Raw genomic sequence first — 16,244 nt, 5'->3', positions numbered from 1 at the left:
CATTGGAACCACCTGATCCCATCCCGAACTCAGCAGTGAAACGATGCATCGCCGATGGTAGTGTGGGGTTTCCCCATGTGAGAGTAGGTCATCGTCAAGATTCATTTCGCAAAACCCCTATCTGCGCGAGCAGGTAGGGGTTTTGTCTTTAAGTAGAGACTACAGAGATTCGCAGACACGTCCTTGGGACGGGCCTGCACACAGAATTTCTTGACGACCATAGAGCATTGGAACCACCTGATCCCATCCCGAACTCAGCAGTGAAACGATGCATCGCCGATGGTAGTGTGGGGTTTCCCCATGTGAGAGTAGGTCATCGTCAAGATTCATTTCGCAAAACCCCTATCTGCGCAAGCAGGTAGGGGTTTTGTCTTTCTGGGGGATCTGTCAGGTCAGGTCAGCAGATTACGTACGTTGCCCATCGCTTGATCGGCAAAGCCCTGCAAGAAAGCCTGGAATTCCGGTAGCGCCTGCGGTCCTCCTTCCCAAGGTTCTGCCTGGATAGTCCAAGTCGCTCGGCTGGATTGGGCGTCAATGTGCTCGACCTGCATGGCTGCCCACAAATTGCCGATATTCAGGCTGGTATAGATCAGGCTCCACGTCATGTGCATCGCTTCGTCATCCCGCGAGTTCAACTGCTCGATCACCACATGACCGTCCTTGAACAGCTTCTTGCGTACCGAGCGCACCCCGTTGCCGGTCATCTCGATATGCGAGAGGGCCGGGATGAACACTGGAAAGCCGGCGAAGTTGCCCACCATGCGCCACACAGCGGAGGCCGGTGCGGTGATGTCCACGCTGGAGACCACCAGACAACCTTGTGGATTGCGAATCAGGGTATCGGGCTTGAGTGCTTGCATGTCGTATTGCTCCTGTTGTGATAAAGCGAAGAGTCAGAGAAAACCGATGTCGCTGAGGTAGCGGCAACCGCGTTGCAATAGCGCTGTGTCCTTGACCGGATAGCACGCGCCCATGCGTCGCACGCCCTCTCGGGCATTGCCATGCTCGATCCCGGCGATATCGCCGATGTCCTCCTCGAACCCTTCGAGGTAGAAGCCCAGCACGTCGAACAGCGCGTTGTCGCGATCGACCCGTCCCAACTGACGCTGCCATTGCGCGACATCGACCACATCGAAGGCGTGGCCCTGTTCCCGAAACGCAGCCAGGTAGTCCTGCCAACGCAGGGGCTCGGGGTTGTGCAGATTGAAGACACAGTGCCCAGGCTGGTACCGGCTGCTGTGAAAGGCGATGAAGCGGCTGAGGAAGTCCACCGGCATGAGGTCGAAATCGATCTCCAGGTGGGGGGCCTGACCCAGTTGCAGTGAGCCCTTGAGCATCAGCATCAAGCGATTACGGTGTGGCTGACAGACGCCATTACGACTGTCGAAAGTGATGTTGCCAGGCCGGAACAGATTCACCCGTACGCCCGCCTCACGAGCACGATGCAGAATGCGCTCGCCAACCCATTTGCTCAGGTTGTAACCATTGCGCAGGTAGATGGGCGGCGTGACAGCCGGGTCTTGTTCCAGTACACGCCCATCACCGCTCACCGCGCTGCAGGCTGACAGTGTCGAGACGAAGTTGAAGATCTTCTTGCGCCGTCCTTCGCACAGCCGCAGGCATTCGAACAGCGGCTCGATGTTATCCACAGCCAGTGCTTGGTAATCCAGCACGTGATTGACCTGCGCTGCGTTGTGCAGCAAGGCACCGAAGTTCAGATCGAGGTCATCGTAATCCGCCTCGCCAAGCCCCAATCGCGGGTGGCGCAGATCCGCGGCAAGCACCCGCACCCGTGTCAGGTCGAAGTCCAGCTGGTTATCGCGCATGGCTTGGGCAAAGCGTTCGTTGGCCGTCTGCTCAGCGCTGCTGCGCACCAGGCACGCCACCTCCGTAGCTCCCCAGTCGAGCAGCGCCTCGACCAAGTGGACGCCGAGGAAACTGTTGGCGCCGGTGACGATGACTTTGTGCACATCGCCCATGGCCTCCAAGGGCAGCACGTGCAGATCCAGCGGCCGATTGGCGTCCTGTTCCAGACGGTCCAAGCCCCCGTCGATCCCCCCCTCTTCACCGTCGAGCAGCGCCGCCAGCCGTTGCAGCGTCGGCTGCTCGATGAAGCGGTTGATGGCAACCCCGCAGCCAAACAGCTGACGCACCTCCAGCAATAGCCTGGAGAGCAGAATGGAATGGCCGCCGAGGTTGAAGAAGCTGTCGTCCACGGAAATGTCCGCCTCTGCCAGCTCCAGCAGTTTGCTCCACAGCACCAACAGGCGCTGCTCGGTGGCGGTACTGGGGCCGACCCGTGCGCTGGGAGGCAACGCCAGCGGTCGCGCCCGTAAGGCCTGGCGGTCGACCTTGCCGTTGGCCGTAAACGGCATCCGCTCCAACATCTGATAGAACACTGGGCGCATGTAATCCGGCAGATGCGCTTCGGCGTGTTGGCGCAGCGCTGTCAGGGCGTCCTGGGCAGCGGGCTGCGCCATGAACGCCAGCACCCGCCGCTGCTCGTCGATCACTACCACCAGTTGCTTGTACAGTCCGCTTGCACGCAGACAGTGTTCGATCTCCTCCGGCTCGACGCGAAAGCCGCGGATCTTCACTTGGTTATCGAGTCGCCCACACAGCTCGATACCGTGGTCTGTCCATTTGCCGATATCCCCCGTGCGATAGGCGCGCAAAGCACGGCCGTCTGGCAGGTCGAGGGTGACGAACCGTTCTTGGGTGAGTGTCAGATTATTCAGATATCCCAGACCGACCCCGGGCCCGCAAAGGTAGAGTTCGCCCGGCGTCTGCTCGACGACCGGTTGAAGATGCGGATCGAGGATCAGCACCTGAGTGTTGGCGATCGGCTTGCCGAGGTTTCGGTTGCTCGTACCGACAGCGAACACCCGGGTGGTCGCTAGCACAGTAGTTTCGGTCGGTCCGTAGATGTTGTGCATCTGGCACTGCTGGCTGTAGCGCGCGATCACCTCCGGCTCGCAGACATCGCCTCCCGTCACCAGGTGCCGCAGACCCAGAGGCGCGTCACTGGGCAGGATGCTCAACAACGCGGGTGGCAGAAATGCATGGCTGACCGCTTGGCTGTGGATAAGTGTGACCAGCCGCTGTGGATCACGGCGGTGCTCCTCGTCCGGAATCACCAACTCCGCGCCGCTGGCGAAGGTGGGCAGGATATCCAGCAGCGAGGCGTCGAAGCCGATGGTGGAGAACTGCAATACACGACTGTCGGCATCCAGTTCGACATGCTCGCGATACCAGGCGATGAAGTGCAAGAGGTTGCGCTGGCTGAGCAGCACGCCCTTGGGCTGCCCGGTGGTGCCGGAGGTGTAGATCGCCACGCACGCGCGGTCTGGCTCACCTGGACGTTGCTGCAGCGAAGGCACGTCCGCCCACTGGGTCGACGACAATCGGCTTACATCCAGCGAAGGTAGGGCTGTCTGCACCGTGCCATCGTGCAGCAGCACCTGCGCGCCGGCGTCCTCGAGAATGCGTCGGCGACGATCAGCGGGGGTTGCAGGGTCCAGTGGCAGGTAGATAGCGCCGCAACCCATCACGGCCAGCAGGCTTGCATAGAGGGCGGGTGACTTGGCCATGCACACACCCACTACCGCCGGCTGGTCAGCGTGTTCGGGTAGTAGCGGCAACAGCGCCTGCTGCAGCGCGACGGCTAGCCCGTGCAGTTCGCGATAGCCAATACGTTCGCCATTGCTATTGAGAGCGGGTCTCTGCGGCGCTTGGCGCAGGCCTTGCTCCAGGTACTGCATCAAGTCGCCTTCAGCCTGCTCCAGCAGGGCTGCGCGCTGTGTGCGGTTGAAGGGGTGATGGAAAGCCAGCGACTCCAGCCACTGCAGTCCATGCTCGCGCTCATGCAGCCCAGCCAGCGCTGTGGGCATCTCGCGAAGCGCACAGGCATCGCGGGCCAGTCGGGTGCTCAGCAGGGTGACCTGCTCGGCAATGACCTGCAGAGCCTCTTCGCGCACTTGCTGGCCATTGCCTGAAACGGGTGCCGCCAGCGCCACCCGTGCGATCAGACGCTGGGCCGTGGCGCTGCCATACCAGCACAGCAGCTCGAGTGCGGGCAGCGTAGTCGCGTGATGGGTGCCCAGGCGCAGCCTGAGCAGAGGGGCATCGGCAAGGCCCTGCCAGTCGCTGGAGGACAGCGCCAGGCTGCCATCGTCCAATGCCAGCGAGTGCGTTGCGTTCAGCGCCTGACGTAGCGCCGCCGGGCTTTCGGCCAGCACGCAGGCATGGCCATGATCGTCGAGCATCTGCGCCAGTGCGTGCAGCGCCGGGCTGATGCCGACCAGAATGATGTTGAGACGTCGCATGCGCAGCTCCTCAGGGCAGGTAATCACGCAGGGCGTCCTGCACACACGGCGACTCGAGCATCGAGCTGGCGCGGAAAAAGCGCAGGATGTTGCCCAGCAGCGGATGCTGGTGATTGATCGGATAGGCCAGGCCGAGCACTTCCTCGCGCAGCGCCTGACGCAGGTCTTCGCTGATGGGCAAGGCCTGGATCAGGCTGAAGTCGAAGGTCTGCTGGATCTCGTTGGTCAGGTACTGGCCGAGGAACACCGGCAGCACGCGGGCGATGGCTTCGCGCTCGTGTTCAGGCGCGGCCTGCCAGTAAATCCGGGTCAGACGTGCCCAGAAGCTGGAATGACGCCCTTCGTCGAGCAGGTGATCGGCCATCAACCCTTTCACCGAGGGCTTGACCGTGTCGTCGCGGGCAAACGCTGCGACGTCATCGGTGAGGGTGTTCTCGGCGATGCCGACGCAGATCAGCTCCAAGGCATCGCGCAAGGACGCCGGTACCTGGGCCAGCGCTGCAGGTATGGCGCGGCTGAGTTCGATCTCGCCAGGCAGGACGATGGGCTCGATGCCGGTGAGGGCGATGGTCTGCTGCAGAAAGTCCATGGCCACCAGCGCGTGATAGTCCTCATCGACCACCACGGTCATCGCGTCATAGCGGCAGGCGAACGGGAAGCGCACGGCAAAGTGATCCTTGGCGATGCGCCGGGCGGTGCGGTCGACGATCTCGGTCTCGAAGATCACCACATCGTTGATGAACTTGTAGAGGCTCTGCACCAGCACGAAGTCGCGCAACTGCGGGCAGCCTTGCTGGAAGGTGGCACTGAGCACCAGCGGTTGGCGACTGAGGGGATAGATCAACCGCTGGTCGTCCTCGACCCGGCGACGCGGCCGCGTGCGGATGGTGGCGCGCTCTTCCCAGGCCTCGGCGAAAGAACGGTAGTCCAGCGCATTCATGGCAGCACCTCCCCGGCCGGCACCTGCAACGAAGCGCGCAGACGGTCCCACAGCGCGGTACGACTCTGCACGGCAGTGATGGCGGCCTCGTAGACCTCTTCCTGACGCTGTGGGTCGCCATCGACCAGGCGCGCCAGCAGTTGCTCAGCCGCGGGACCATGGTCCTCGGAGTCCACCTCGATATGCCGTTGCAGGTAGTAGCGGAACGTCGGCGCTTGGGCCTGACCAATGCCCCATTCATCGAGGATCTGCTGGAACATCGCGGGAATGACGCTCTCGCGGCCATGCAGGAACGCGGCGGCCACGCGGTGCGCTGGAGCGTGCAGGGCCACGTCGAGGGTATCGCTGACGAAGCGCCTGGCCGCCTCGCTGGCGCCTGAACGTTGCAGCGCGGTGAGGTAGTCCACGCCTTGCTGCTGCAAGCTGACGAAGTGTTCGATGGCCTGCGTACTGGCCCCGACCTCGCGCATGGCGTCGAGGTACAGTTCGAAATGACTGTAGTGGCCATGTTGCAGGCGGTCATCGGACTCTTCACCGAGCACGATCTCGTTGATCAGCCGTGCCGCGGCGGGATCCGACGGCGGCAGCCAGGGCAGGCGGACACAGGTCAGTTCCTGTTGCAGACGTTTGGTCAGCGACATGAAATCCCACACGGCGAAAACATGGGTTTCCATGAACCGTCGCAATGTTTCGAGCGAATCGATCTCGGAAAACAATGGGTGCCGGGCGAGGGCGCTCTTATGGTTGGACAGGGTGCTGTTCAATGGGCTCATCACAATTATTCCTCGTGGAAATTAGGCGCTTAGTTACCGTGCCGTTACAGCCATTACAAAGTCTGAGCGAACGAGTGCCTCGATCTAAGTTCGATGGCTGAGCAGTCTCGGTATAGCCGGCGGACCATGAAGCATGCGGCCTGCAGCAGGCCAGGCAAGTTCCATGGGGCGGCGATGAAAAGTTAGAACAACTTCAAAGTTGTCGGCAAATGTTTTTTTGAAATAATTTTTGGGAGTGGGGATGTTGAAAAATGGGAGCCCATATAAAACTTTTTGAGAGTTTTATTTAATTAAGCAGTGCCCCTTCCGATAACTAAGATCAGAAAATTAAAGTTGAGTGAATGCCTCACTCGGAGCACTGGTAAAGGTCGTTGCGGGCGTGTTTCGCTTTACGGGGGCGGCTGATCGCCATGCGGCCCTTGCCCCGATATCAGACTCCTTCTGCGGGTGTATGGAAGGCCTGCGACCGGGCCCCGAACAGGGCGATCAGCAGTCACGGCGCAACTAGAGTGGGGGTAAACGGCGCGCGCTGCCACGGCCTTTGGCAGCACACTGGGGGAAATCCTGCCAACGCGAGGCAATTACGCCGTGTGTCAGGGTTCAGAAGCTCAATAAGCCGAGGTGCGTGTCGAAGATTCGCACGAGCCGTTGATCCACATGGGAAGGGTCTGCCGAAGCGTCCGGTAACTCGATGAGCTCCAGCTCCCGCCGGACGAAAGCGTGCCAGCCGAGCATTTGAGAGAGTGAGCCGGCGGGATAGAGAACCGTCATCGGCACTTGGATGGCGCTGATGCTTGCCCGAGGTTCGGTTGCCCTCGGGCTGTCACAGCTCGAAACAAACAAATGACGAGTCTGCCCAGGGTACTCACGCTCTGCCAGTTGAGTGAGCTCGAAGGCCAGGTGCGCGCCCAGACGCTGACCAAAAATGGCATGCGGTTGGCTGAGGTAAGGGTGCAGGTGGTCGGCCAGGGTACGGGCTAGGGGCGAAGGGCCCTGCTGGAAGTCGCTTGGCGCGCAGTCGGCGTAACGCTGTACATCCACCGCGATCAGCTCGATGGGGTCGCTCAGGGCATAGGCCCAGGCTCGATAGCGTTCCAGGTGCTGCGGGCTGCAGGCCAGGCAGATGAGGCGGACTTGCGCGGATGACCCGCTGTCTTCGGGGGCTGGTAGGTTCTGGACGTGCACTGTCTGTCCTTCATCCCGAGGTGTGCCGGGCGTGATGACCGTTAGGGCTTGCGGCCGTCGCGGCTGAGAATTCACTTGGCGGCTTGTGAGCTCAAGTAGCGTCTGATGGTCTGCGCTGCGGTGTTCAGGTGTTTTTCCAGCACTTCGATGGCCTGTTCCACCAGCTTGTCATTGGCCGCATCCACCAGGGCGATGTGGTCATCCTGAGTGAGCTTGCCCAGGCCCATGGCCGAGAGGTGAAAACGCAGGAAGCGCTCTTCCTCGTTGAGTTCGATCTCGATGAGACGCAGCAGCTTTTGATTGGAGGCCTTGCTGTACAGCGTCATGTGGAACAGGCGGTTGAGGCGGCCGATTTCGGCGTGCCGGGTTTCTTCTTCCAACTGAGCGATGTAGCCGCGGGCAAGCGCGATATCGGCAGCGTCCAGGTTGGGGATGGACTGACGCAGCGCCTCGGTTTCCAGGAGCACGCGCAAGTTGTAGGTATCGACGGCGTCTTCACCGATCAGCGGAGCGACCACCGCGCCCTTGTGCATCACCACCTTCAGCAGCGATTGCGCCTCCAACTGGCGCAGCGCTTCGCGCACCGGCATGCGGCTGACCCCGAACAGACCTGCCAATTCTTCCTGACGCAACGCGGTGCCCGGCGGCAGGCGACCATCGAGGATGGCACTGCGCAGGCGCTCTTCGATAACGCTACGGGCAAGATGAGCGGGTACTTGCTCGTTACCCAGCACGGAGCTTAGGAGTCGGATTTTCTCGGCCACGCGGAGTCTGCCTTGATGAATAGCGATGATTGGATCCAATAACCCTAGTGATCAGGGTGGTCACTTGTCAAACCGAGGCGATGGGCTGCTACGGCGCTGGAGTGCAGCTATCGTGAATGAAGTCGCCAGGCAAGGGAAGTCGGCCCGTTCCTGATCGGCAGTTGGCAAATGCCGGGGCATTGGCGTCCAGCGCCGTGATTGTAAGGTGCCATTGTCTTTTACACGGGTAAGCCGCACCATCGCGGCTTTCGTCTGTTCTGGAAAGGTGTTCGCAGTGGCGATACCTGAAGTGCTCAAGCAGCTCGTGCATCGCCTCGGCCTCGCCGTGCTGGTAGGCTGCCTGCTGCTGGGCGGCTTGCACGCCGATTGGGATTTCGCCCAGATCAGCCGCCGCGCGGAGCAGTTGTACGGGCCGCTCGGCGCCGGACAGGGGCGCATCGATGCCTGGCAGCGTTTGATGGCGACCCAGAATCAGGGCAGCGAGCTGGACAAGCTGCAGGTGGTGAACCTGTTCTTCAACAAACAGATGCGCTACGTGGAGGACATCGACCTGTGGCATGAGGTCGACTACTGGGCCACTCCGGTGCAGTCGCTGATCAAGGGCGCGGGCGATTGCGAAGACTACGCCATCGCCAAATACTTCAGTCTGCGGCGCATGGGCATCCCGGCCGACAAGCTGCGAATCACTTACGTCAAGGCGCTGCGGCTGAACCGCGCGCACATGGTTCTGACCTACTACGCCAGTCCCCAGGCTCAGCCGCTGGTGCTGGACAGCTTGATGGACTCGATCAAGCCGGCCAGCCAGCGCACCGACCTGCTGCCGGTGTATGCCTTCAACGGCGAAGGCCTGTGGATAACTGGCGCCGCCGGCAACAAGAAAGTCGGCGACACCAAGCGCCTGTCTCGCTGGCAGGACGTGCTGAAGAAAATGCAGGCCGAAGGGTTCCCGGCCGAACCGGTCTATTGAGGAGCACAGATGTCACTGTTCAAACAATTGCTGCTTGCCATATGCCTGCTCCTGACGATCGCCTTCAGCGGCAGCTTCATGGTCAGCCTGGAAAGTTCGCGCACCCAGTACGTCAACCAGTTGCGCTCCCACGCTCAGGATGCCGCGACCGCGCTGGCCCTGTCATTGACCCCTAATATCGACGATCCGGCCATGGTCGAGCTGATGGTCAGCTCGATCTTCGACAGCGGCTATTACTCGAGCATCAAGGTCGTCGACCTGGATTCCAACGCAGTGCTGGTCGAGCGCCATGCCGAGCCCGACAGCAACGGTGTGCCGGCCTGGTTCATCGGCCTGATCGGACTGGAGCCTGCCGGGGGCGATGCCATCGTCAGCCGCGGCTGGCAGCAGGCGGCACGGGTCGAGGTGATCAGTCACCCGATGTTCGCCCTGGCCAAACTGTGGCAAAGCGCCCTGGGCAGCCTCGGCCTGCTGCTGCTGTGTGGCGTGGTGAGTGCGATCCTCGGCGCGCTGTTGCTGCGTCGCCAACTGCGCCCGCTGGATTACCTGGTGGCGCAGTCCCACGCCATTGCCCGGCGCGAGTTCCTCAGCTTGCCGGAATTGCCACGCACGCCTGAGTTTCGTCGGGTAGTGCAGGCCATGAACCAGATGGTCGAGAAGCTGCAGACGCTGTTCACCGAACAGGCCGAGCGCAGCGAAAAGCTGCGGGTCGAGTCGTACCAGGACAGCCTCACCGGCCTTGCCAACCGCCGCTATTTCGAAATGCAGCTCAATGCTCGAGTGAGCAATCTGGAAGAGGCGCGCGCGGGTTACCTACTGTTGTTGCGGGTGCAGGACTTGGCCGGCCTCAACGCGCGTCTGGGTGGCCAACGCACCGACCAGCTGTTGCAAGCCGTCGGTGAACAGTTGCGGCGCACCTGTGCCAGCTTCCCGGAAACCAAGGACCTGATCACCCGCAGTCGTGGCGGTGAATTCGCCGTGCTGGCGCCAGGCATGGTGCACGAGGAGGCCATTCAACTGGCCCAGGCTCTGGAGGCGACCCTGCAGAGCCTGCATGTGACCGGCGCCAGTGATGTCGATCCGGTGGCCTGCATCGGCCTTGCGCCCTACAGTCCAGGGGATGCGCCGCAGGCGCTGCTCAAGCTCGCCGACGAGGCGCTGGCGCGTGCCGAGAGCCAGCCAGAGCCGGGCTGGGTCTGCCTGGAGCAAGGCGCTGCCGCGCAAGCTGCCGACAGCCATCACGCCTGGCACACGCGTCTGGATCAGGCCCTGACCAACGGCCAGTTCGAGCTGTTCTTCCAGCCGGTCGTGGACTGCCAAACGCCGGAGCGGATTCTGCACTACAAGGTGATTTCCCGTCTGCACGACGAGCAGGGCGAGGCATTGGCGGCCGGACGCTTCCTGCCCTGGCTCGAACGCTTCGGCTGGATGCCGCGGCTTGACCTGCTGGTGCTGGAGAAGGTGCTTCGGCACTTGCAGAGCCATGGTGAGTCGCTGGCGCTGAACCTGTCTGCCGCGACGCTGGCCGATCCCAAGGCGCTGCAGCGAGTGTATGAACTGCTGGCACAGCATGCGGCGCTAGGACGTCGGCTGACCTTCGAGATCGGCGAGGAACAGTTGCCGGAGCAGGCGCAGTTGGAGAAGCTCAACCGCCGCCTGCACGAACTGGGCTACGGCCTGGCGCTCCAGCGTTTCGGCGGGCGCTTCAGCATGATCGGCAACCTGGCGCACTTGGGTCTGGCCTATCTCAAGATCGATGGCGGTTACATCCGCAGCATCGATCAAGAGCGGCACAAGCGGCTGTTCATCGAGGCGATCCAAGGTGCGGCGCACAGCATCGACCTGCCGCTGATCGCCGAACGGGTCGAGACCGAGGGCGAGTTGCAGGTACTGCGCGAGATGGGTGTGCAGGGGATTCAGGGACAATGGGTGGGTGAGCCTGCGCCCTGGAAGTGATACAGGTCCGGGCCGCATCCGCTCAGGGTGCGGCCTGATTCAGATCAGCCCGCCTTCTTCCTCTTCCTCGATCAGGTTGTTGAGGCTGCCCAGCGCCTTGCGCGCGGAGGCCCGGCTGAGCAACTTGGCCTGGGCGCCCGGCGGCAGGTCGGTGATGCTGAACACGCCCTTGGCGGTCAGCACCTCGATCAAGTCCTCGAGCACACGAATCATGTCCAGGTCGCTCTGCTTGAGCTGTTTGAGACTGGTTTCCACGACATCGTCGGCGAACCACTCCTGGATATCGGCATGGTCGGCCGGCAGCGACTCGGTGTACTCGTCAAACGGGGTAGCTTCTACCCGCAGCAGCTGGCCGTCGGCGTCGCGTTGCACGTAGAACATGGCATCGACCCTCGTCACGATTATTCCTTTTGGTTGTCAGGAGCATAGGCAAAGTTCAGCGGCCTTGCAGCGGCCGACCTGCGAGTATGCCCCGCACGGCGATGACAGGAAAGCGCGGCCCCCAGGCGGCGGTTGAAGCCGCCTGGGGTTCACGCATCAGCTGTTGGCGTTGTCGATCTTGATGATCGGATCCGCACCGGCGATCAACGAGTTGATCGACGAGTGTGACCAGTCCACGCCTTGCAGCTTGATGCTGACGTCGGCGTTGGCCACGCCGCCGCTGGCATTGAGCTTGCCTTCGGAACTGACCTGCAGGGTCGACTCGCCATTGACGGTGGTGATCTTCAGGAAGTTGTCGATGGTGCTGGCCTTCTCGCCCTGCAGCAGATCGCGCAGATCGAGGCGGTCGCCTTCCCGCTGGTTGAAATCCTTGATCACATCGTTGCCGAAATCGCCGGCCTTCCACACGAAGGTATCTGCGCCGCTCCCGCCGATGAGGATATCGTCGCCTTTGCCGCCGATGAGGATGTCGTTGCCGGCACCGCCGATCAGCAGGTCGTTGCCTTCACCACCGATCAGCGTGTCGTTGCCGGTGCCACCGAGCAGGATGTCGTTGCCGCGCCCGCCGTCGAGGTAGTCGTCACCGCCCTGGCCGAAGAGGATATCGTCACCGTCGCCACCGATCAGGGTGTCGTTGCCGTCGTTGCTGCGCGAGATATCGAACTCGGTGTAATGCTCGGTGACGTACTGATGCATCATCCGGGCATCCACGTCGCCCACGTCAACGCCCAACTTGTTGGCGACATAGCCTTGGATCGCCTCGACGCCGGTGCCGGGCACCGAATCGAAGGTCACCAGATCACCGAAGATGATGTCGTTGCCGTCGCCACCGTTGACGGTGTCGGCGCTAGGGTTCATCACCTCGGTGTGACCGAGGATGGCCTCGGCCAGCTTGCTTGGGTCGATGTTGGCCTGCGGATTGCCATCGGAGTCGTACGGCTTGAGATCGCTGGCATTGATGTCGTTGTTCAGGCCAATGGCTTCGACGTTGGACAGGCCCGACAAAAGCTTGAAGGTATCTTTGGCGTTCGCCAGGGTTGCTGAGTCGGTGGTATTGCCGGTACCGGCCAGGTTCGACAGCTCGTAACCACCGTTGCCTTCGGCGCGAATGTCACCGCTGGTGGTGACTTTCCAGCCGGTCCAGAGGTTGTAAGTCTGGACGGTAAGCGCTCCGCTGCTGTTGATCGACAGGTAGTTGGAGTTGTCCAGATAGGTGCCTACCGTGTTGCCTGGCTTCCAGTTGATGGAATTCAGGTAGCTATCGAGGGTCGTGCTGGTGCTGCCCAGCGCCGGGTTGCCCTGCTCCCCTGTCTGATAGAAGGTGGGCTTGCCATCGGTAATGAAGAACGTTTGCGTGCTGCCAGTGTTGCCACTGTTCTTGAGATTCTGGAACCAGTTCGCCGTGGTCTTGAAGGCATCTTCGTAGTTGGTACCGCCGCCCGCGCTGAGGGTGCTCAGCTGGCTTTGCAGCTTTTGCAGACCGGCATCGTTCAAGGTGACGGAAACCGACGACTTGACCTGGGTGGCGAAGTCCACGAGCAGGATGTTGACACTGCCGGACTGCGCACCCTTGACGCTGGCCGCGAGGGTCTTGAACACCGACTCCAGCGATTTCTTCGCCGCATCCACGCCCGAGGAGCCCATGCTGCCAGAAGTGTCGACGATGAAGGCGATGTTGTAGTCCTTGCCCGGCACCACATGCAGGCCGCCGACGTCGGCAACGATGATGTCGTTACCGTCGGTGCCGGTGAAGTTATCGGCATTGGCGGTCAGGTTGCTGGTGCTGTAGGACTGCGGGTACACCGTGACCTTGAAGGTGCCTTCATTGGTCGCGGTGCTGCCGCCAACGCTCTCGCTGGAGATCGAACTGACCTTCACGTCGAACTGGCCGTTGTAGTAGGCCGGTGGCTTGATCGCCAGGCTGTTGAGGTTCCAGCCGGTGACGTCCACGGCACTGCTGCCCACGGTGAAGCTGTGGCCAGCGTTGTCGCTGACCACCGAGCCTGCCGGAATGCCGCTGAGCTTGACGCTCAGGGTTTCCGAGCCGTCGGTGTCGGTCAGGTTGGTGCTGATGCCAACCAGTTTGACCGGCGCGCCGTTCTCACGGCCTTCGTTGAGCTTGTAGCCGTCGTAGTAACCCTGGCCGTTGCTGCCGTGCAGGTCGGAGACGGTCAGGCCTGCGCCGGTCATCGAACCGAGGTTCGGGTACAGCGGGATGTTCGAGGCGCTCAGGTCCGTCACCGGGCCGTTGCCGACCTTGATGTTGACGTCCAGGCTACCCGGGCCCGCCTGGTTGGCGTTGTAGATCTCCAGGGTGTAGTAGCCGTTGGTGGTCGGCGTGAAGCTGCCGCTGATGGCGCCGCTGGCATTGCCCCAGGTGGCACCGGCCACGTTTTTGCCGCCGACGACGATCTGCAGGCTGTCGTCCGCCGTGCCGCTGAAGGTGTAGGTCTTGCCGGCTTCCATGTAGATCAGGCCGGACGTTTTCGAACCGGTGCCAGGGCTGACGGTGGCTGCGGTATCGACCGTGGTGACCTGCTCGCTCTTGTTGGCGCTGCCGGAGTTGGCGAACACGTTCTTCAACTGGTCGCCCGTGATGCCGTTGCCGTTGGTGCCCAGGCCGTTGAGGCTGTTCCAGCTTTCTTTGGTCAGGCCGATCGACGCGACGTTGTTGTTGCCGATCGACAGGTCAGGGCGGTCGGCGACCGGCGTGATGTCCACCTTCATGGTCACTTCGCTGCCGGTATTGGTGCCGTCGTTCGGCTTGTACTTGATCTGTGCGTAGTCGGCCTGCTGGTTGCCCACGCCGTTACCGCCATAGCCGTCCACGCCGGACTGGTTCGCCAGCGGCACGAACTTGAGCTTGCCGGCGGTGATGTCGGCCTGGCTGACCGTCTGGTTCAGCGACACGTTGACCCAGGCGCTGCCGTTGAAGAACTTGAGGCTGCCCAGGTCCGGCAGTTTGCTGATGACCACGGCCAGACCGGTGTTGCCATCGGCATCGGTAACGTTGAAGTCGCCCCACTTGAACACGTAGTCGGTGTCCTCGGTGCCGGTGACGGCGCCGCCGGGCGACTCGGGCATGTGGTCGTTGTCGATGATGGTAGTGGTCACGCTACCCTTGTTCGCGTCGACCTGCAGGTTCTCGAAACCACCCCCGCTGGTGCCGGTGATCTTGACGGTGAAGTTCTCCGAGCCCTCGACGAGTTGGTCGTCGATGGTCTTCACGTCGAAGTTGGCCGTGCTGGCGCCCGCCGGAATCTTCACGGTGACCACGCCGGTGTAGTCCTGGCCGTTGGTGGCGGTGCCGCTGTAGCTCAGGGTGACGGTGACATCGGTCTTCGATGGACTGGTCAGGGTGAGCGTGTAGTGCGCGGTATCGCCCTCGGTCACCGACGTGTCGCCGCTGATGCTCACCGTGGTCAGGTCGCCCTGGCCGCTCGGTTCGTCGGTCACGGTGGTGGTGAGGGTGTTGCCGCCCAGGGTCAGTTTCTCGAAGTTGTCGCCGCCGGCAACGGACTCGAGCTTGTTGACGATCGGCGCTTGCCCGCCGACGTACACGTCGTCCTTGGCGGTGATGGTCGCGGTGCCGCTGGCGCTACCCGCAGCGATGTTGACCTTGGTGCCGTCGCTCAGGGTGAAGACCAGGCCTTGGTGGCCGGTAACCGACAGGCCTTGAGCGTTGCTCAGGGTGACGGTGTAGGTGACCGTGCCGCCTTCATAGACCGTGGTCTTGTCCGCAGTGAGCGTAGCAACCACTTCACTGATGGTGTCGCTGATCTGCACGGTGGCCGGTGCACCCAGCTCCAGGTTTTCGAAGGTCTTGCCTTCGACGGTGGCGCTGTTGACGCCGACGGTGAGCGAGCCGGCATCTTTGAAGACGTCTTCGCCTTGAGCTGGCGCTTTGTACTCGACCTGGGTCTGACCGGCAGCGATGGTGACTTTGGCACCGTTGCTGAGGGTGACGGACAGGTCGCGATCCAGAACCTGGCTCACTTTCACCGTGAAGCTTGGCTGCTGGGCTTCGTTCACGTCGCCATTGCTGACGATGGTGACGGAGACCTTGTCGCCTTGGTTGCCGGAGCCTGTAGTGCCCGAACCTGGCTCGTCGGTAACGGTGGTGGTCACGGAGTTGCTGCCCAGCGTCAGTTTCTCGAAGTTGTCGCCGCCAGAGACGGCGGTGATTTTGTTGACGATTGGCGCCTGACCACCGACGTAGACGTCGTCTTTCGCGGTGATGGTCGCGGTGCCGGTGGCGCTACCTGCAGCGATGTTGACCTTGGTGCCGTCGCTCAGGGTGAACACCAGGCCTTGGTGGCCGGTAACCGACAGGCCTTGAGCGTTGCTCAGGGTGACGGTGTAGGTAACGGTGCCGCCTTCGGCAACAGTCGATTTGTCGGCAGTCAGCGTGGCCACCACTTCGCTGATGGTGTCGCTGATCTGCACGGTGGCGCTGCCACCCAGCTCCAGGTTTTCGAAGGTCTTGCCGGTAACGCTTGCATCGGTAATGCCGACGGTGAGCGAGCCGGCGTCTTTGAAGACGTCTTCGCCTTGAGCAGGGGCCTTGTACTCGACCTGGGTCTGGCCTGCAGCGATGACCACCTTGTCGCCGGTGCTCAGGGTTACCGTCAATGGGCGATCCAGAACTTGGCTGACTTTCACCGTGAACGACGGCTGCTGGGCTTCGTTCACATCGCCGTTGCTGACGATGGTGACCGAGACCTTGTCGCCTTGGTTGCCCGAGCCTGGCGTGCCTGAACCTGGCTCGTCGGTAACGGTGGTGGTCACGGAGTTGCTGCCCAGCGTCAGTTTCTCGAAGTTGTCGCCGCCAGAGACGGCGGTGATTTTGTTGACGATTGGCGCCTGACCACCGACGTAGACGTCGTCTTTCGC

At 62.0% G+C, this 16,244-nt stretch carries 10 protein-coding genes and 2 rRNA genes; 4 read left to right on the top strand and 8 right to left on the bottom strand.

Annotated features, from left to right (window positions below; genetic code table 11):
• Both rrf (Q6A47_RS22725) and rrf (Q6A47_RS22720) read left to right on the top strand, forming a co-directional pair.
• A 5S ribosomal RNA gene (rrf, locus tag Q6A47_RS22725) occupies positions 1 to 100 on the top strand; the annotation flags it as partial.
• A gap of 109 nt (positions 101 to 209) precedes the next feature.
• Positions 210 to 325 (top strand): 5S ribosomal RNA (rrf, locus tag Q6A47_RS22720).
• Positions 326 to 392: 67 nt separating this feature from the next.
• On the opposite strand, the gene Q6A47_RS22715 is transcribed toward rrf (Q6A47_RS22720), so the two are convergent.
• The 6 genes from Q6A47_RS22715 to Q6A47_RS22690 form a co-directional block, all read right to left on the bottom strand.
• A complete protein-coding gene (locus tag Q6A47_RS22715) occupies positions 393 to 860 on the bottom strand; it encodes an SRPBCC family protein (RefSeq protein WP_029614633.1) in 468 nt (155 codons plus the stop codon).
• Positions 861 to 893: 33 nt separating this feature from the next.
• Entirely contained in the window at positions 894 to 4,325 is a 3,432-nt protein-coding gene (locus Q6A47_RS22710) for an amino acid adenylation domain-containing protein (protein WP_304485455.1), read from the bottom strand.
• A gap of 10 nt (positions 4,326 to 4,335) precedes the next feature.
• A complete protein-coding gene (locus Q6A47_RS22705) occupies positions 4,336 to 5,265 on the bottom strand; it encodes a diiron oxygenase (RefSeq protein ID WP_039582471.1) in 930 nt (309 codons plus the stop codon).
• Complete coding sequence (locus Q6A47_RS22700) at positions 5,262 to 6,038, bottom strand: DUF3050 domain-containing protein (protein WP_029614631.1); 777 nt, start codon at positions 6,036 to 6,038, stop codon at positions 5,262 to 5,264. The genes Q6A47_RS22705 and Q6A47_RS22700 overlap by 4 nt, the downstream gene beginning before the upstream one ends.
• A 600-nt stretch (positions 6,039 to 6,638) precedes the next feature.
• Complete coding sequence (locus tag Q6A47_RS22695; RefSeq protein ID WP_304485454.1) at positions 6,639 to 7,223, bottom strand: thioesterase II family protein; 585 nt, start codon at positions 7,221 to 7,223, stop codon at positions 6,639 to 6,641.
• 71 nt (positions 7,224 to 7,294) lie between these two features.
• On the bottom strand, positions 7,295 to 7,987 hold the full coding sequence (locus Q6A47_RS22690) for a GntR family transcriptional regulator (RefSeq protein ID WP_029614629.1): 693 nt from the start codon (positions 7,985 to 7,987) through the stop codon (positions 7,295 to 7,297).
• A gap of 205 nt (positions 7,988 to 8,192) precedes the next feature.
• On the opposite strand from Q6A47_RS22690, the gene lapG reads away from it, so the two are divergent.
• Both lapG and lapD read left to right on the top strand, forming a co-directional pair.
• Positions 8,193 to 8,954: a cysteine protease LapG gene (gene lapG / locus Q6A47_RS22685; protein ID WP_080754783.1), complete on the top strand. Its 762-nt coding sequence runs from the start codon at positions 8,193 to 8,195 to the stop codon at positions 8,952 to 8,954.
• A gap of 9 nt (positions 8,955 to 8,963) precedes the next feature.
• Positions 8,964 to 10,910, top strand: a complete 1,947-nt coding sequence (gene lapD / locus Q6A47_RS22680) for a cyclic di-GMP receptor LapD (protein WP_304485453.1) — start codon at positions 8,964 to 8,966, stop codon at positions 10,908 to 10,910.
• A 39-nt stretch (positions 10,911 to 10,949) separates the two neighbouring features.
• On the opposite strand, the gene Q6A47_RS22675 is transcribed toward lapD, so the two are convergent.
• Together Q6A47_RS22675 and Q6A47_RS22670 are read right to left on the bottom strand one after the other, a co-directional pair.
• Positions 10,950 to 11,291, bottom strand: a complete 342-nt coding sequence (locus tag Q6A47_RS22675) for a hypothetical protein (protein ID WP_029614627.1) — start codon at positions 11,289 to 11,291, stop codon at positions 10,950 to 10,952.
• Positions 11,292 to 11,447: 156 nt separating this feature from the next.
• Positions 11,448 to 16,244 (bottom strand): immunoglobulin-like domain-containing protein (locus tag Q6A47_RS22670; RefSeq protein ID WP_304485452.1); only part of this gene is annotated, 4,797 nt, incomplete at its 5' end.

Origin of the sequence: Pseudomonas boreofloridensis, from assembly GCF_030580795.1 — a bacterium.
GTDB classification, from domain to species: Bacteria; Pseudomonadota; Gammaproteobacteria; order Pseudomonadales; family Pseudomonadaceae; genus Aquipseudomonas; species Aquipseudomonas boreofloridensis.
This window is presented reverse-complemented; position numbering and strand designations above follow the sequence as displayed.